At 66.9% G+C, this 17,407-nt stretch carries 16 protein-coding genes and 1 pseudogene; 9 read left to right on the top strand and 8 right to left on the bottom strand.

What is annotated here, in order from left to right; translation table 11 throughout:
* The first annotated feature begins 25 nt into the window (after positions 1-25).
* From BTE28158_RS03185 to BTE28158_RS03155, 7 genes are all read left to right on the top strand, one after another.
* Positions 26-985 carry an AraC family transcriptional regulator gene (locus BTE28158_RS03185; protein ID WP_059600066.1) on the top strand — a complete coding sequence of 320 codons (960 nt, stop codon included), beginning with the start codon at positions 26-28 and terminating at the stop codon, positions 983-985.
* Between the two features lie 117 nt (positions 986-1,102).
* Entirely contained in the window at positions 1,103-2,044 is a 942-nt protein-coding gene (locus tag BTE28158_RS03180) for a substrate-binding domain-containing protein (RefSeq protein ID WP_151049081.1), read from the top strand.
* A 62-nt stretch (positions 2,045-2,106) separates the two neighbouring features.
* Complete coding sequence (locus tag BTE28158_RS03175; protein ID WP_151049079.1) at positions 2,107-3,627, top strand: sugar ABC transporter ATP-binding protein; 1,521 nt, start codon at positions 2,107-2,109, stop codon at positions 3,625-3,627.
* Positions 3,614-4,621, top strand: coding sequence for an ABC transporter permease (locus BTE28158_RS03170; protein WP_151049077.1), 1,008 nt, complete (start codon positions 3,614-3,616; stop codon positions 4,619-4,621). Before BTE28158_RS03175 ends, BTE28158_RS03170 begins: the two co-directional genes overlap by 14 nt.
* Before the next feature lie 46 nt (positions 4,622-4,667).
* Positions 4,668-5,756 (top strand): alcohol dehydrogenase catalytic domain-containing protein, encoded by a 1,089-nt coding sequence (locus BTE28158_RS03165; protein ID WP_151049075.1) that lies wholly within the window; start codon positions 4,668-4,670, stop codon positions 5,754-5,756.
* 34 nt (positions 5,757-5,790) lie between these two features.
* Positions 5,791-7,338: an FGGY-family carbohydrate kinase gene (locus BTE28158_RS03160; RefSeq protein WP_151049073.1), complete on the top strand. Its 1,548-nt coding sequence runs from the start codon at positions 5,791-5,793 to the stop codon at positions 7,336-7,338.
* Positions 7,335-8,093, top strand: coding sequence for an SDR family oxidoreductase (locus BTE28158_RS03155; RefSeq protein ID WP_151049071.1), 759 nt, complete (start codon positions 7,335-7,337; stop codon positions 8,091-8,093). The genes BTE28158_RS03160 and BTE28158_RS03155 overlap by 4 nt, the downstream gene beginning before the upstream one ends.
* Positions 8,094-8,183: 90 nt before the next feature.
* Here the strand turns inward: BTE28158_RS03155 and BTE28158_RS03150 are convergent, their stop codons facing one another.
* The 5 genes from BTE28158_RS03150 to BTE28158_RS03130 all read right to left on the bottom strand — a co-directional run bounded on the left by BTE28158_RS03150 (position 8,184) and on the right by BTE28158_RS03130 (position 13,210).
* Positions 8,184-8,327: a hypothetical protein gene (locus BTE28158_RS03150; protein ID WP_006752960.1), complete on the bottom strand. Its 144-nt coding sequence runs from the start codon at positions 8,325-8,327 to the stop codon at positions 8,184-8,186.
* Positions 8,328-8,527: 200 nt separating this feature from the next.
* Positions 8,528-9,112, bottom strand: coding sequence for a nucleotidyltransferase family protein (locus BTE28158_RS03145; RefSeq protein WP_151049069.1), 585 nt, complete (start codon positions 9,110-9,112; stop codon positions 8,528-8,530).
* A gap of 415 nt (positions 9,113-9,527) precedes the next feature.
* On the bottom strand, positions 9,528-10,211 hold the full coding sequence (locus BTE28158_RS03140) for a Fe2+-dependent dioxygenase (RefSeq protein ID WP_151049067.1): 684 nt from the start codon (positions 10,209-10,211) through the stop codon (positions 9,528-9,530).
* Entirely contained in the window at positions 10,208-10,963 is a 756-nt protein-coding gene (locus BTE28158_RS03135) for a tetratricopeptide repeat protein (protein ID WP_151049065.1), read from the bottom strand. The genes BTE28158_RS03140 and BTE28158_RS03135 overlap by 4 nt, the downstream gene beginning before the upstream one ends.
* A 3-nt stretch (positions 10,964-10,966) precedes the next feature.
* Positions 10,967-13,210 carry a TonB-dependent receptor gene (locus BTE28158_RS03130; RefSeq protein ID WP_151049063.1) on the bottom strand — a complete coding sequence of 748 codons (2,244 nt, stop codon included), beginning with the start codon at positions 13,208-13,210 and terminating at the stop codon, positions 10,967-10,969.
* 231 nt (positions 13,211-13,441) lie between these two features.
* Between BTE28158_RS03130 and BTE28158_RS33055 the strand changes: the two are divergent.
* A pseudogene (locus tag BTE28158_RS33055) lies at positions 13,442-13,720 on the top strand (PIN domain-containing protein); the annotation flags it as partial.
* A 157-nt stretch (positions 13,721-13,877) separates the two neighbouring features.
* Here BTE28158_RS33055 and BTE28158_RS03125 read toward each other — a convergent pair.
* The gene (locus BTE28158_RS03125; protein ID WP_059526663.1) at positions 13,878-15,173 is read right to left on the bottom strand and encodes an aspartate carbamoyltransferase; all 1,296 of its coding nucleotides are present in this window, start codon (positions 15,171-15,173) and stop codon (positions 13,878-13,880) included.
* A gap of 233 nt (positions 15,174-15,406) precedes the next feature.
* Here BTE28158_RS03125 and BTE28158_RS03120 point away from each other — a divergent pair, with 233 nt between their 5' ends.
* The gene (locus tag BTE28158_RS03120) at positions 15,407-15,541 is read left to right on the top strand and encodes an entericidin A/B family lipoprotein (RefSeq protein ID WP_006752948.1); all 135 of its coding nucleotides are present in this window, start codon (positions 15,407-15,409) and stop codon (positions 15,539-15,541) included.
* 90 nt (positions 15,542-15,631) lie between these two features.
* Here the strand turns inward: BTE28158_RS03120 and BTE28158_RS03115 are convergent, their stop codons facing one another.
* Positions 15,632-16,180, bottom strand: a complete 549-nt coding sequence (locus BTE28158_RS03115) for a permease (RefSeq protein ID WP_124628271.1) — start codon at positions 16,178-16,180, stop codon at positions 15,632-15,634.
* Between the two features lie 151 nt (positions 16,181-16,331).
* Positions 16,332-17,255: a DMT family transporter gene (locus BTE28158_RS03110; protein ID WP_151049061.1), complete on the bottom strand. Its 924-nt coding sequence runs from the start codon at positions 17,253-17,255 to the stop codon at positions 16,332-16,334.
* Positions 17,256-17,407: the final 152 nt, after the last annotated feature.

Genomic DNA, 17,407 nt, shown 5'->3' with positions numbered 1-17,407 from the left:
GAGACATGGGAATGGAGACGCCAGGATGATGCATCCCGATCTGGAAGTGGTCGACGTGCGACGCGACGAGTCGTTCAAGGTCTGGTCGCACGGCTATCCGTACCGCACGATCCGCTGGCATTTCCATCCCGAATTCGAACTGCACCTGATCGTCGCGACGAGCGGCAAGTATTTCGTCGGCGACCACATCGGCTCATTCGGCCCCGGCCACCTCGTGTTGCTCGGCCCGAACCTGCCGCACAACTGGGTCAGCGACATGGCCGAAGGGGAAACCGTCGAGCGCCGTAACCTGGTGATCCAGTTCGATCCGTCGTTCGTGCGCCGCTGCATGGACGCGTTTCCCGAATGCCGCGACGCGCAGGCGCTGCTCGACGACGCGCGGCGCGGCGTCGGCTTCGACGACGACACGAGCGCCGCGATCGCACCGCTGTTCGATGAACTGCTGAACGCGCGCGGGATGCGTCGCATCGCGCTGTTCATGACGATTCTCGAACGGCTGTGCGGCGCGGCCGAACGCACGCTGCTCGCGAGTCCCGCGTACGACCAGGCTCACGTGACGCCGACGCGGCTCAGTCACGCGCTGTCGTACATCGGCAAGAACCTCGCATCCGAGTTGCGCGAATCCGATCTCGCGCAATTGACCGGACAGAGCGTCAGCGCATTCTCGCGCGCGTTCCATCGCCATACCGGGTTGCCGTTCGTCCAGTACGTGAACCGGCTGCGGATCGAATCCGCATGCCAGATGCTGCTCGCCGACGACGCGAACATCACCGACATCTGTTTCCAGGCCGGCTTCAACAACGTGTCCAACTTCAACCGCCAGTTCCGCGCGGTGAAGGGGATGGCACCGTCCGAATTCCGCGCGCTGCAGCGGTTGAACGCACGCAGCCGCGAGCTCGCGCTGCACGCCGCGCCCACCGGCAATCCGATGCCGCCGCGCGTGGTCGCGTCCGGTGCGCTCGGGCTCGTACCGCAGCCCGGATGATCGACGGGCATTCGCCCGCCTGACTTTCCTTGCCGTTTCACCCAGCCGATCGCGCCGTTCGCGTCGCGAGGGGCTCGCTTACCCACGAAAAAACCGCACATAACCGGAGACACCGTCATGACGCACGCATCGCTCGCTTCATCCCGCCGCCGCGCCGCCCGCATCGCGGCCGTTGCCGCGGCAGCTGTCGCAACCTGGTTCCCGATGGTCGCGCATGCGGCGCCGCTGCGGATCGGCATGACTTTCCAGGAGCTGAACAACCCGTATTTCGTGACGATGCAGAAGGCGTTGAACGACGCGGCCGCGTCGATTGGCGCACAGGTCGTCGTGACGGACGCGCATCACGACGTCAGCAAGCAGGTGAGCGACGTCGAGGACATGCTGCAGAAGAAGATCGACATTCTGCTTGTGAATCCGACCGATTCGACCGGCATCCAGTCGGCGATCACGCAGGCGAAGAAGGCCGGCGCGGTGGTCGTGGCCGTCGACGCGAACGCGAACGGCCCGGTCGATTCGTTCGTCGGCTCGAAGAATTACGACGCGGGCGTGATGTCGTGCGAATACCTCGCGAAGGCGATCGGCGGCAGCGGCGAGGTGGCGATCCTCGACGGCATTCCGGTCGTGCCGATTCTCGAACGCGTGCGCGGATGCAAGGCCGGCCTTGCGAAATTCCCGAACGTGAAGCTGGTCGACACGCAGAACGGCAAGCAGGAGCGCGCGACCGCTTTGTCGGTGACGGAGAACATGATCTCCGCGCATCCGAACCTGAAGGGCATCTTCAGCGTGAACGACGGCGGGTCGATGGGCGCGCTCGCCGCGATCGAGGGATCGGGCAAGGACATCAGGCTGACCAGCGTCGACGGCGCCCCCGAGGCGATCGCGGCGATCCAGAAACCGAACTCGAAGTTCATCGAGACGACCGCGCAGTTCCCGGCCGACCAGGTGCGCATCGCGCTCGGCATCGCGATCGCGCGCAAGTGGGGCGCGACGGTGCCGAAGGCGATTCCGGTCGACGTGAAGGTCGTCGATCGCGGCAATGCCAAGGGATTCAGCTGGTGAGCGACGCGCAACGCGACGTGGAGGGCGGCGGCCCGGCCGACGCCCTTCGCACGGAGAAGCCGATGGACACGATACTGACGCTCGATCACATCACGAAAAGCTTTCCCGGCGTGAAGGCGCTGTCGGACATTCACCTCGAAATCGCGCGCGGCGAGATTCATGCGCTGCTCGGCGAGAACGGGGCCGGCAAGTCGACGCTGATGAAGATCCTCTGCGGGATCCAGCAGCCGGATGCCGGCACGATCGAGATCGACGGCAGCGCGCGGCATTTCGCGAGTTATCACGACGCGGTCGAGGCCGGAGTCGGCATCGTGTTCCAGGAATTCAGCCTGATTCCGCACCTCGATGCCGTCGACAACCTGTTCCTCGGCCGCGAGCTGCGCACCCGCTGGGGTGTGCGCGATCGTGCGCGGATGCGGCGCGTCGCGGCCGGCATCTTCGCGCGGCTCGGCGTGACGATCGATCTCGACGCGCCATTGCGCACGCTGTCGGTCGCGCAGCAGCAGTTCGTCGAGATCGGCAAGGCACTGTCGCTCGACGCGCGCATCCTGATCCTCGACGAACCGACCGCCACGCTCACGCCGGCCGAGGCCGAACGCCTGTTCTCGATCATGCGCGAGCTGAAGCGGCAGGGTGTCGCGATGATCTTCATCTCGCATCATCTCGACGAGATTTTCGCGGTGTGCGATCGCATCACGGTGCTGCGCGACGGTCAGTATGTCGCGACCACCGGCGTCGCGTGCACGGACGTCGAGCAACTGGTGCGGATGATGGTCGGACGCCGGCTCGAAAGCAGCTTCCCGCCGAAGCCGGCGCGCGCCGCCGATGCGCCCGCCGTGCTCGAAGTCGACGCGCTGCAGATCGAGCGCGACGGCCCGGTCAACCGCTTCGCGCTGCATGCGGGCGAGATTCTGGGCTTCGCGGGGCTCGTCGGTTCCGGCCGTACCGAGACCGCGCTCGCGATCATCGGCGCGACGCGCGCGCACCGCAAGGACGTGCGCGTGCGCGGCGCGGCGGCGAAGCTCGCCGATCCGGCCGATGCGCTGCGCGCAGGCATCGGCCTTCTGCCGGAGAGCCGCAAGACGGAAGGGCTCGTCACGTCGTTCTCGATTCGCGACAACATCTCGCTGAACAACCTCGGCAAGTACCGGTCGATGCGCTGGCTGATCGATCGCCGCGGTGAAGCCCGTACGACGAACGACGTGATGCGGCGTGTCGGCGTGAAGGCGCCGTCGATCCATACCGAAGTCGCGACGCTGTCGGGCGGCAACCAGCAGAAGGTCGTGATCGCGCGGTGGCTGAATCACCACGCGACGGTGCTGATCTTCGACGAGCCGACGCGCGGCATCGACGTCGGCGCGAAAGCAGAAATCTACGGGCTGATGCGCGAACTCACCGCGCGCGGCTACGCCATCATCATGATCTCGTCCGAGCTGCCGGAGATCGTCGGCATGTGCGATCGCGTCGCCGTGTTCCGGCAGGGCCGCATCGAGGCGACGCTCGAAGGCGACGAGATCGATCCCGACACGGTCATGACCCATGCCACGGGCGGCACGCGAGGAGCGACCCATGAACTTGCCTGATTCTTCTTCCCCGGCTTCCCCGACACTCGCGGCCGCGGCCGGCGAGATGCCGCCGCCGCGCGCGATGTGGACGCAACTGCGGCACTCGACGCTGTTCTATCCGCTCGTCGGGCTGATCGTCGTGTGCATCGCGATGATGATCGCGAGCCCGAGCTTCCTGTCCGCCGCGAACCTGGAGAACGTGCTGCGGCAAGTGTCGATCAACGCGATCATCGCGGTCGGCATGACCTGCGTGATCCTGACCGGCGGGATCGACCTGTCGGTCGGCTCGGTCATGGCGCTGTCCGGCACGCTGGCGGCCGGGTTGATGCTGGCCGGCGTGAATGCGGTCGCCGCGCTCGCGATCGGCATCGCGGTGGGTTTCGGGTTCGGCTTCCTGAATGGCGTGTTCGTTGCGTTCGCGGGGATGCCGCCGATCATCGTCACGCTCGCGACGATGGGCATCGCGCGCGGCCTCGCGCTGATCTATACGGGCGGCTATCCGATCGACGGGCTGCCCGACTGGGTCGCGTTCTTCGGCAGCGGCAAGGTGCTCGGCATCCAGGCGCCGGTGCTGATCATGCTGGTCGTCTACGCGATCGCATGGCTGCTGCTCGATCGGATGCCGTTCGGCCGCTACGTGTATGCGATCGGCGGCAACGAGCAGGCGACGCGGCTCACCGGCGTGCGCGTGGCGCGCGTGAAGCTGATCGTCTACACGCTGGCCGGGCTCACGTCGGCGCTTGCCGCGATCGTGCTGACCGGGCGCCTGATGAGCGGGCAGCCGAACGCCGGCGTCGGTTTCGAGCTCGACGCCATCGCGGCCGTCGTGATGGGTGGCACGTCGATCTCCGGCGGGCGCGGCGCGATCCTCGGCACGCTCGTCGGTGCGTTGCTGCTCGGTGTGCTCAACAACGGGCTGAACATGATCGGCGTGAACCCGTATGTGCAGAACGTGATCAAGGGCGGAATCATCCTGCTCGCGATCTACATAAGCCGCGAACGGTCGCGGTAACGATTCATTCATCAGACATCCGAAACATCAACGGAAGAGACAACTCATGACGACACCCGAAGTCCAGCCGCGCATGACCGCGGTGGTTTGCCACGGCCCCGAGGATTACCGCGTCGAGCAGGTCGCGAAGCCGCGCGCGGGCGCGAACGAGCTCGTGATCCGCATCGCCGCGTGCGGGATCTGCGCGAGCGATTGCAAATGCTACACGGGCGCGAAAATGTTCTGGGGTGGCCCGAGCCCATGGGTAAAGGCGCCCGTGATTCCCGGCCACGAATTCTTCGGCTACGTGGAAGCGCTCGGCGACGGCGCGGCCGAGCATTTCGGCGTCGCACTGGGCGACCGCGTGATCGCCGAGCAGATCGTGCCATGCGGGAAGTGCCGCTACTGCAAGTCGGGCCAATACTGGATGTGCGAGGTGCACAACATCTTCGGCTTCCAGCGCGAGGTCGCCGACGGCGGGATGGCCGAGTACATGCGCGTTCCGCCGACGGCGATCGTGCACAGGATTCCGCTGGGTGTGTCGCTCGAGGATGCGGCGATCATCGAGCCGCTGTCGTGCGCGATCCATACCGTGAACCGTGGCGACCTTCAGCTCGACGACGTCGTGGTGATCGCAGGCGCGGGCCCGCTCGGCCTGATGATGACGCAGGTCGCGCACCTGAAGACGCCGAAGAAGCTCGTCGTGATCGACCTGATCGACGAGCGGCTCGAACTCGCGCGGCAATACGGCGCGGACGTGACGATCAATCCGACGCGCGACGATGCGCGCGAGATCGTCCGCGCGCTGACCGACGGCTACGGATGCGACGTGTACATCGAGACGACCGGCGCGCCGGTCGGCGTGAACCAGGGGCTGGAACTGATCCGCAAGCTCGGCCGGTTCGTCGAGTTCAGCGTGTTCGGCGAGGACACGACCGCTGACTGGTCGATCATCGGCGATCGCAAGGAGCTCGACGTGCGCGGTGCGCATCTGGGGCCATATTGCTATCCGGTCGCGATCGACCTGCTCGCGCGCGGACTCGTCACGTCGAAAGGCATCGTCACGCACGGCTTCGCGCTGGAGGACTGGGACGAAGCGATCCGCGTCGCGAAGTCGCCCGAATCGATCAAGGTGCTGCTGAAGCCGGCGCGTTGAACGACGGCTCGTGCGATCCCTCACCGGAGACACCATGGAATACGTGATAGGCGTCGACATCGGCACGCAGAGCACCAAGGCGCTGCTCGTCGACCGGCATGGCACGATCGTCGCGCGCCGTTCGGCCGGCTACCAGCCCGACACGCCGCGCCCGCTGTGGGCCGAGCAGTGGCCGCAGGTGTGGTTCGATGCGGTGCTCGACTGCATCGCGGGCTGCGTGAGCGACGCGCGCGCGCACGGCGTGCCGGCCGACGCGATCCGCGCCATGTGCGTGAGCAGCCTGTACGGTGGCTCCGGCATTCCGGTCGACAGCGACATGCGGCCGCTGCACCCGTGCCTGATCTGGATGGACCGGCGCGCGACCGCGGAGGTCGACTGGGTGAACGAGAACGTGAACGTCGAGCGGCTGCGCGTGATCACAGGCAACGGCGTCGACAGCTACTACGGGTTCACCAAGATGCTGTGGCTGCGCGAGCAGCGCCCTGATGTGTGGGCGAATGTGCGTTATTTCCTGCCGCCGAACGCGTACGTGATCTATCTGTTGACCGGCGAAGTCGCGGTCGACCACAGTTCGGCCGGCAACATCGGCGGCGTGTACGACGTCGCGCGCCGCGAGTGGTCCGACGATGCACTCGACATGCTCGGCATCCCCGCGACCATGATGCCCGAGCGGCTCGTCGAATCGACCGACGTCGTCGGCGGGCTGCTGTCGCAATGGACGGAACGGCTCGGCCTGCCGGCCGGCACGCCGGTCGTCGCGGGCGGCGTGGATGCGGCCGTCGCGACCTTCGCGGCCGGTGCGACGCGCACCGGCCAGCATGTCGCGATGATCGGCACCAGCATGTGCTGGGGCTACGTGAACCAGCACGTCGATGCGCGGCACGGGCTCGTCAGCATGCCGCACGTGTTCAACGGTCAGCGCGACCTGTACGTGTTCGGCGGCGCGATCACGGCCGGTGCATCGGTCGCGTGGTTCCGGGATCAGTTCTGTCATGCGGAGATCGATGCGGCGCGATTGCTGACGCACGGCGACCCGCACGTGCTGCTCGAGGAAGCGGGCGAAAGCGTGCCGCCCGGCGCGGACGGCATGCTGTTCCTGCCGTACCTGATGGGCGAACGCAGCCCGGTGTGGGACGCGAAGGCGAGCGGCGCATTCGTCGGACTGAGCCTCGCGCACACGCGCGCGCACCTGTATCGCGCGGTGCTGGAAGGCGTCGCGTTCGCGCTGCGGCACAACATCGAGGCCGGCCGGCGCGGCGCGGTGGCGCTGGACGACCGGTTGATCGTCGTCGGCGGTGCCGCGCATTCGGCGCTATGGATGCAGATCATCGCGGACGTGACCGGTTTTCCGGTATGGACGATCGAGCAGGACGTCGAAGCCGCGATGGGCGCCGCGTTGCTCGCGGGCGTCGGCGCGGGGCTGGTGTCGCACGGCGACGCGCAGGGCGGCTGGGTCACGCTCGTCGAACGCGCGCGTCCCGATGCCGCGCGCGCGAATGCGTATGCGGCGCGCTTCGCGCTTTATACGGCGTTGTATCCGGCACTCGAGCCGATCATGCACGAACTGCGCGCATCATCATGAAGACACGATTCGATTTCAGCGGTGCGCGAGTGCTCGTCACCGGTGCGTCGAGCGGGATCGGGCGCGCTTGCGCGGTTGCGCTGGCCCATGCAGGCGCGCGGGTCGTCGCGGCGGGGCGCGATGTGGCCGCGCTCGATTCGCTTGCGGGCGAGATCGCATGCGAAACCTTGCGCATCGATATCTGCGGCGACGAACACGCGATCGATGCGGCGCTCGCCGTGCACGATGCGTTCGACGGGCTTGTCAATTGCGCGGGGATCGCGTCGCTCGAACCGGCGCTCGAGGTGAGTGCGGCGCACTTCGATCGCGTGATGGCCGTCAATGCGCGCGGCGCGGCGCTGGTTGCGCGGGCCGTCGCGCGGAAGATGATCGAACGCGCGGGGCGCGGCGCGGCGTGCGCGCGGGGCAGTATCGTCAACGTATCGAGCCAGGCCGCGCTCGTCGGCCTGCCGGCGCATCTGAGCTATTGCGCATCGAAGGCGGCGCTCGATGCGGTGACGCGTGTGCTCTGCATCGAACTCGGCGCGCACGGAATCCGCGTGAACAGCGTGAACCCGACCGTTACGCTCACGCCAATGGCGCAGTTCGCGTGGAGCGAGCCGGAGAAGCGCGCGCCGATGCTCGCGGCGATTCCGCTCGGGCGATTCGCGGAACCGGACGAGGTGGTCGAGCCGATCCTGTTCCTGCTCAGCGACGCGGCGTCGATGATCAGCGGCGTGTCGCTGGCCATCGACGGCGGGTATACGGCGCGGTAGCGGGCGCGGGCGGCGGCACTCGCACGGCAGGTGGCCGTCGCTTGTCGGGGCGAATGCCTGAGCAGGTCGGATGGCACGGGCGGATGCCGGCTAGACCGGGTCCTTGCTCGGCGGTCCGTCGGGTTGCTGCGGGTTGTCGTGAGGATGCCCCGGTGGCGGTGGCGACAACGGATCGTCTTCCGGATCGCGGTTCGGGTCGGCCGGGGGCTCGGGCATCGGGGTCGTGTGGTCCATGGGAAACTCGCGTAATGCGTGGCGGCGGTGGCGCGGCGGGCGTGCCTCGTCTCCGTTATAGGCAATCGGGCGGGTGTTTGCAGCGGGATTCTCGCAGCGGCATGCGGATTGCCGGCGATATGCGAGCCTCTGCAGGTATCGCGCCGGATCGCGCGAAGGCCGGCATCCACGATGTGCGGCGCGGCCGGGGCGTTCCGATGTCAGCGCAGATCCGCAGGCGTGTCGACGTCGCGAAGGATGCCGGGATCGTCGACGTCGAGCAGGTTCACCGACGCGCTGGCGAATAGCGCGCGGGCGCCCGTATCGCCGTCGAGCGCGGCCAGCGCACCGTAATGGTGCGCGGCGAAGCCGACCGGATGACCGCGTACGCCGCGATGGATGGGGGCGACGATCGACGCGTCATCGGCGTCGAGCGCGCGCGTGAGCATTTCGTAGGTAGATGCCGCGATCCACGGCATGTCGCCGAGCGCGACCAGCCAGCCGGTTGCTTCCGGCGTCGCACGGACACCGGCCGCGAGGCTCGCGCCCATGCCGCGCATCGCGTCGGGCGCGTAGACGACCTGGCAGCCGGCTTCGTTCAGCAGAATCGCGAGTTTTTCCGCGCCGGGGCGCACGACGGCGATCACGTCGGCCGTGGCCGCGGCGAGGCGACGGGCAGCCGCGACCGCAACCGGCGTGCCGTCGGGAAGCAGCGCGAGCAGCTTGCTGTGCAGACCGCTCGGGTCGAAGCGTTGACCGAGACCGCCGGCGAGCAGGACGCCGGTGGCGAGTGACGCATAGGACATCGGCGCGGGGGGAGGAAGGCAGGTGGGCCGATTGTGCGGGAGCGGGCGGGGATCGGCAAGTGCGGATGTTACCGATGCGGGGTGTTGTCGTCGGAAAGAACGTCGGCGGGTGTGTTCGTCGAGCAATGTTTCGTCGACGGGGCTGGATATGGCGAGCAATTCGCTTTGCATCGCGAGGCAATGGAGGTCGTAGTGCCGCCAATGCCACTATTCGCGTGGTAATGCGTGAAACCGGTATGGGGCGGTGCGTTGATCGATAGCGGACGGTTTCGCAAGAGCGTCGCCATCGGTTCGGTCAGACGAATCGCCTGTCGACCGAAGTCCGGCTCCGTCGGTGTCGTAATTTGGCCGACGGGTCGATGACGGCCACCAAAGCGTCTTCACGTGCGCATACGCACGAATCCGAAAAGCCACCCTAAGCATCCGCCCACTTCCTCAACAGGTTGTGATAAATCCCCGTCAGTGAAATGACCATCGGATCCTTCGCGCCTTTTTCCGCCGACAACGTCTGAATCTGCGTATCGAGCTGGAACAGCAGCGTGCGATCGCCGTCGTCGCGCACCATGCTCTGGATCCAGAAGAACGACGCGACACGTTCGCCGCGCGTCACGGGCGTCACCCGATGCAGGCTCGACGCCGGATACAGCACGAGATCGCCCGCCGGCAGCTTCGCGCGATGCACGCCATATGTATCTTCCACGCACAGCTCGCCGCCGTCATACGCGTGCGGTTCCTCGAGAAACAACGTCGCCGACAGGTCGCTGCGCACGCGAAAATCCGTACCGCGCAGCAGCCGGATCGCGTTGTCGACATGCGTGCCGAACGCCTCGCCGCCTTCGTAGCGATTGAACAGCGGCGGAAACACCTTGAGCGGCAGCGCCGCCGAAAAGAACAGCGGATGCCGGGCCAGCGCATCCTGGATCGCATCGCCGACCGCGCGCGCGACCGGCGAACCTTCCGGCAACTGCCGGTTGCGTTTCGCGAGCGCCGACTGCGTGCCGGACGTTGCGTTGCCGTCGATCCAGTCGACGGCATCGAGCATCTCGCGGCATTGCGCAACCTGCGCCTTGGTCAGCACGCCGGGGATATGAAGCATCATGATTCGGACTCCATGTCATGAGACGGCAGCTGCAGCGCCGCCGCGCGCAACGCATCGAGCGGCGACGACGCGAGATACGCGCGCATCTTCGCGACGAATGCGGGGGTGGCGGTGGCCGGCACGCGCGCGAGCCAGGCGAGGGCTTCGTCAACGCGCCCGCGATCGGCGAGCAGCCGCGCGTAGTTGAACTGGCCGCGAAAATCACCGGCCTCGGCGGCGCGGCGATAGTGGTCGAACGCGGCGTCGACATCGACGGCCACGACCCAGCCGTCCTCGTAGAAGCCGCCGATCAGGTTGATCGATTTCGCATGGCCGAGCGCAGCGGCGCGGCGAAACCAGTCGAGCGCGGCGGCGCGATCCTCGGCGATGCCGTTGCCGAGCGCGAGTGCCGTCGCATGGTTGTACATGCCCCAGTCGAGGCCGGCCTGCGCGGCGAGCCGGTACCAGTACACGGCCACCGGTGCGCATGCGGCCGTACCCCAGCCGAACTCGTAGCAGCGGCCGAGCATGTTCATCGCCATCGGGTGACCGGCTCGTGCCGCATGCCGGAACCAGCCGAATGCGGCGGCCGGATCGCGCGCGACGCCGTGCCCGTCGAGCAGGTACTGGCCGTAGACGGCTTGCGCGTCGACGATCCCGTTTTCGGCGGCTGCCGCGACCCACGCCGCGGCGCGCTCGGGCGGCCCGGCCAGGATGTCGGCGAGCGCGCGCGGCGACACCGACGCGAGCGCCTTCAGCGAGACGGTCTCCATCGATCAGTAGCGCGCGTTCAGCGTGACGAACGCGGAGCGGCCCGGCGCGATCGACGCATAGTGCGCCGGATACGCCTGATCGAAATACGTGCGGTTGAACAGGTTGTTCACGTTCAGTTGCAGGTCGAGCTTCTTGTTGATCCGGTATTGCGCCATCGCGTCGAAGCGCCAGTACGACGGCACCGCACGCAGGTTCGCGGGATCGCCGAACACTTCCGACATGTAGAACGCGCCGCCGCCGACGGTGAACTTCGGCGTCACGTCGTAGTTCGACCACATCGTCAGGCTGTGCTTCGGCGTATTGGGGAACCGGTGGCCGTTGTTCGCGGCATCCTTGCCGTTGTCGCGCAGCTCGCTCTTCATGTACGTATAGCCGCCGAACACCTGCCACTGCTTCGTGATCTGGCCCGCGACACCGAGTTCGAGACCCTGCACGCGCTTGTTGCCGACCATCGCGTACTGGTTGTTCGGCAGCGTCACGCGGGCGTTCGTCGTGTCGATCTGGAACAGCGCGGCGGTCAGCGACAGCTTGTCGTCGAGCACGTTCCACTTCGTGCCGAGTTCGATGCTGCGGTTCTTCTCGGGCGACAGCTGATCGGCGTTCGCCCCGACGCCGCCGCGACCGGGCGTGAGCGACTGCGTTTCGCTGCCTTCGCCGAGCAGCATGCCGGCCGGCGTCGACGACGTCGCATACGACGCGTAGATGCTGCCGTTCCGCGCGGGCTTGAACACGACGCCGGCCTGCCAGTTCACGAGCGTGTCGTCGCGCGTGTAGGTCTTGCCGCCGTTCGCCCTGGTGTCGGTGAAGCGGGTCGAGTAGTCGTCGACGCGCACGCCGGCGTTGACTTGCCAGCGCGGCGTGAGCTCGATCGTGTCGAAGCCGTAGATCGACTTGGTCGTGGTTCGCGCATGCGCATAGTCGTTGTTGCGCGTGACGGAACCGGCCCACGGATCGTTCGGGTTCGGCGACCACAGGCTCGTGCAGTTGTAGCCGGACGGCGCGCCGATGCCTTTCTGACAGATCGTGCCCTTGTCGGTCGCGACCGTGTACGAATCGCGCTTGCCCCATTCGCGCGACAGTTCGATGCCGGTCGTGAAGCTGTGCTTGAACGGGCCGGTGCGGAATTCGCCGAACAGTTCGGTCAGGTTCGCGAGGCTGTTGATCGAGCTGTTGCGGTTGTTGTTGCGGCGCCAGACCTTGCCGTTGACCACGTTGCCCTGGCTGTCGTCGGGCTGCGTCCAGATGTAGTCCTGCGTCGATTCCGTGTAGCGCGTGGTGTTGCGCATCGTCAGGTTCGGCGTGATGTCGTGCTCGATCCTGATCGTGCTGATGTCCGACGTGGTCTTGCGGAAGTCGCGGTCGATCAGGCCGTAGAAGTTGTGGCGGTCGACGGGCGCCGGATGGATCGTGTCGACGTTCGCGGGCTTGTTCGCCGTCGTGTAGAAGTACGGAATGCCGCCGTCGGGCAGGTCGTCGGTCGACAGGTGGTAGTAGCTCGCGGTCACGCGCGTCGGCGTGCCGAGACCGAACGCGATCGACGGCGCAACACCCCAGCGCTCGTTGTTGACGGCGTCGCGGCCGGCGACGTCGTTGTTGTGGCTCATCAGGTTCAGTCGGAACGCCGCGTGATCGGCGAACTGCCAGTTGCCGTCGGCGGTGAAGCGGCGGTAGCGGTCGGTGCCGAGGCCGGCGCTCGCGGCAGCCGTCGTCCCGAGGTGCGGCGCTTTCGTGATCAGGTTGATGCTGCCGCCCGCGCCGCCGCGGCCGCCGTATGCACCGTCGGAGCCCTTGGTGATCTCGACGCGCTCGGTGTTGAAGATCTCGCGCGTGGTCGCGCCCGTGTCGCGCAACCCGTCGACGAACATGCTGCCTTGCGTGTCGTAGCCGCGGATGAACGGACGATCGCCGAGCGGGTTGCCGCCTTCGCCGGCGCCGAACGTGATGCCCGGCACGGTGCGCAGCGCTTCGGTCAGCGTTGCCGCACCGCTGTTCTGGATCAGCTCTTGCGGGATCACGGTCACGGATTTCGGCGTGTCGACGAGCGGCGCGGTGAATTTCGTGGATGCGGAGAAGTCGGCCTTGTAGCTGCGCTCGGTCTTGCCCTGGACCTCGATCGGCGCGAGATGGCCTTCGGTGCTGACCGGTGCGGGCGGCGGCGTGCCGTCGGCGAACGCCGGGCTCGCGGCGAGCACGCTGCACAGGGTGGTGAATTTGCCGAGCTTCAGCTCTTCAGGACGGGACTTCATGATGCGCTTCGACCTCGCGGTGTGGCCCCCGGAACGACGCGCCACGGGAATGTGCACGCCGTCGGGAATTATTACGATTTGGTTTCAGGCGGCATTCTATGTAATTTCTCAGTAAATGAGAAGCGTTCTTGTTTGCATTTATGATGAGAGTGTTGACGAATGTTGCAGAGGGTTTGAACGCTTGCGGGGCGGGCAGGATGGTCGAATCGGTCTCGCGGAAATGCGATTCGCCGTGGCGGTGTGGCGGTGTTGCCGGAAGGGCGGAGGCGGGACTGGCTGCACCAGAGCATCGAGGAGCGCATCGTGCCGCTGTTTCGCGGCCTGGTCCTGGCGTTCGCTGATGCAGCCAGCAAAGCATTTGCGAGCCTTCGTGCGAAGGCTCGTGCGACGGACAACGCGCTGGCATCGGCCAATAGCTTTATCGCCACAACGGCCGCAGCGAACGGCTTGATCGTGGCCACACGCGACGTCGCGCCGTTCGCAGCGGCGGGCTTGTGCGTGATCGACCCCGCAGGCCAGCTGACGCAGGGGCCGGCCGCTCCCGCATTATCTGCATCGAAAATGAAAAACGCGCCGTGCAAGGCGGCGCGTCGTGTGCGTTACTTCTGTGCGCGCCCCTTGAGCCGAAGCAGTCTCAAGACCGGACGGGCGCGACACTGGATGCGGGTCAATCAATCCCGTGAAACACCGCATCCTCCGGCCCGAGGTACGCCGGTGGGCGCCACGTCGCATCGCGCATCGAGTGTTGAACCAGATTCTCGACGCCGAGCAGCACCGCGAAGATCGCCATTCGCACCGGAATGCCGTTGTCGGTTTGCCGGAAGATCGCGAGGCGCGGATCGCGGTTCAGGTCGACCGACAGGTCGTTCGCGCCGGGCCGGCTGTCGCGCGGCAGCGGGTGCATGATCAGCGTGTCGGGTTTGCAGACGGAATCGACGAGCGCCTGGTTGATCTGGAAATCCGGCGTGTAGCCTTCGAACGACTCGTCGGTGAAACGCTCCTTCTGGATCCGCGTCGCGTAGACGACGTCCGCACCGCGCAGCCCGGCCGCGAGGTCGTTCGTCTGCTCGATCACGTGGCCGTTCGTCGCGATCTGGTCGATGATGTACGCGGGCATTTCGAGCGTCGGCGGCGACACGAGCGTGAACTTCAGCCCGCGGTACAGTGCGAGCAACTTGACGAGCGAGTGCACGGTGCGGCCGTATTTCAGGTCGCCGACGAGCGCGATATGCGCGCCGTCGACGATCTTGCCGAGCCGCGAGAACTCGCGCTGGATCGTATAGAGATCGAGGAGCGCCTGGCTCGGGTGCTCGCCCGGGCCGTCGCCGCCGTTGATCACCGGCAGGTTGGTCGCGCGCGCGAACTCCGCAACCGAGCCTTTCTCCGGGTGGCGGATCACGAGCGCGTCGACGTAGCCGGCCATCACGCGGCTCGTGTCGTAGATCGATTCGCCCTTGGCCATCGACGAGAACGTGAAGCCGGTCGTGTCGCATACCGAGCCGCCGAGCCGGCAGAAAGCCGCGCCGAACGACACGCGGGTGCGCGTGCTGGCCTCGAAGAACAGGTTGCCGAGCACAGCGCCTTCGAGCACGCGGGAGATCTTGTGGCGGCGCGCGATCGGCTGCATCACGTCGGCGACGCGGAACAGCGCCTCGACCGAATCGCGGGAGAACTGGTCCACGGAAATCAGCTGCGGCTTGCCTTCGAACAGGAATTGCTTCGCGAGCCCCTGCTTTTCTACGCTTTGCGTATAGTCCCCGCCGTCCGGTGCCGGGCGTTCGACGATTTCCGACACGAATCGCTCGACGATCTCGGGCATGCCGCGCGATTCCTGCGAATCGTCGGGCAACAGCCACGTGTCCAGCGCACGGCGGCTTACGCCGATGCGGTTCGCGAACGCTTCGCGGGTCATGTTGAGGCGGCGCATCGCGTCGCGCAGGAAGGCTTGCTGGGGAACGGTCATCGGCGGCACCTGATGAGAAATATACGCGGTGCGTATATTAGTTCGAGGCTGGCCGAAGTCAAGGAAAATCTGCGCGACGGCCCGTGTGGCCTGCGTCACGCCGGCCCGGCGAACACTGGCGCGCGGCGGCTGTCTCCGTATAATCAGGTCAGGCCCCGTGTCCTGCGAGCCGCAGGGCATCACGCCGCATACGATTCGCCCGGCCGGGCATGTTGACTCCAAGGAGAATGAGAATGACGCGTACGATTGCTGCAGTGCTGCTGGTCGTGACCGCCGCGCTCGCTGGTTGCAATACCGTTGCAGGCGTGGGACAGGACATTTCGAAGGGTGGCCAGGCAATTAGCGATACCGCCGAGAAGGCGAAGTAAGCTACCGGGTTCCGGAATGTAGAAGGCGTCGGGCCGTCCCGCGATCGCGGGACGGCCCGGCGCCTTTTTCATGGCGCGCGGTGGGCGGCGTCAGGCACTTTCCACGAACGCGTAACGGCCCTCGACCTTGCGCGGCGTGAACCAGCCGAAGTCCGGGAACAGCCGGTTGCGGACGAACCAGACGTAGCCGACGAGGATGACCGTCACGCCGAGGGTCGGCAGCGCGGCCGACGGATCGCGGCCGAGATCGGCGATGGTCTTCGGCACTTGCAGCAGCGACAGAATGATGAACGCGTGATACGCGCCGACGCGATGGGTCGCGAAGCCCCAGATGAACAGCAGCGACAGCGGCACCGTCAACGCGAGGAACAGCACCGCGGCGCCCATGTTGAGTCCGTCCACCAGGATGAGATAGGCGAGTGCGACGCTGATCAACAACTGCGCGATGCCGAGCGCGATCAGGACCCGGGTATGCACCTTGTTTTTCCTGCACAGTTCGGGGTCGGGGCGCGACGCGATCAGGCGCGCGAGCACGCGATCCTTGAGGCCCTGTCCGGCCAGCTCGGCAAGCACGTCGGCTTTCCTCGCGCCCGCGGACAGCAGCGCCGCGATTCTTGTTTTGGCTTCCTTCTTGTTCATGGCGATGCGAATTATTGTTCGATGGTGGTCAAATGGCCCGGCCACGCGAATATTGCATCTTGCGCGACGGTACGCAACGATTTTGCCGCGTGCGGACACATTCCTACAGTCGTCGATGGTGGGCGGTGATGGCCATCGATCGACGAACGGGCTAGCCATCGAGACAACCGGCTGACGTGATGCGTGCCGGCGGCTCGCGCCGCCGCGTCGCACCCACCAGCATCCCCGCGACGACGAGCGCGATGCCGAGCACGCGCGTGCCGCCCAGCGACTCGCCGAACAGCGCGACCGCGAACAGCACGGCCGAGACCGGCGCGACCGCCGTGAACAGCGCGGCTTCGGTGCCGCTCGTGCGAGCCGAACCCGCGTACCAGCACAGATAGCCGAGCACGGTCGGCACCAGCGCGTAGTACGCGATCGCCGACACCGCGCCGATGTTCCAGCCGGTCGCCAGCGCGTGCCATTCGAACGCGGCCGGCACCAGCGCGAGCACGAAGCCGAGGCCCGACATCGCCGTCGACAGCGCGAGCGGCGGCAACGGCGCCGACAGCCGCCGGTTGAGCAGGATGAACACGGCCTCGCAAGCGACGGCGGCCAGCACCAGCGCGTCGCCGGCGAGCGTCGGGAGCGACGGCATGGCCTGGCCGGGCGCGAACGTGACGAACAGCACGCCGGCGGTGGCCAGCGCGGCCGCGCCCCAGTCGCGCGGCGTCTGCCGCTCGCGCAGCACGACCGCCGCGATCAGCGTCGACATCGCCGGCAGCGTGCCGAGCATCACGCCTGCATCGATGGGCGACGACAACTTCGTGCCGATGATCAGCAGCACCGTATAGCCGACCCCGCCCGCCGCAGCCTGCACGACCAGCAGCACGGCGTCGCGTGTGGAGACCCGCGGCCATCGCATTCGCTGCGCTCGCATCAGCGCGAACAGCAGCGGGGTTGCGATCAGGAAGCGCAGTGCGGTGGCCGCGAACGGCGGCAGGCCGCCGGCCGCGAGGCGGCTCGCGATGACGGTGCTGCCTACGCCTGCCATTGCGGCGGCGAGATAGAGATAGCCGATCAGTCGTGTCTTCATGTGCCGCATCGTCGCGTGCGGCGGCACGGGCGTCTTGAACGAAATTGCAGCGCGTCGGCGAGCGGGGCGGGTGAGCGGGAAGGCGATGCGTCCGGTGTCTCCCGTTGACCGGCAGCGCCGCCATCCAACGTGCCGGACGGCGACGGTCGACA

It is taken from the genome of Burkholderia diffusa (assembly GCF_902499115.1).
GTDB lineage: Bacteria > Pseudomonadota > Gammaproteobacteria > Burkholderiales > Burkholderiaceae > Burkholderia > Burkholderia diffusa.
The sequence above is the reverse complement of the archived record's forward strand: the minus strand, read 5'-3'. Positions and strand labels throughout refer to the sequence as shown.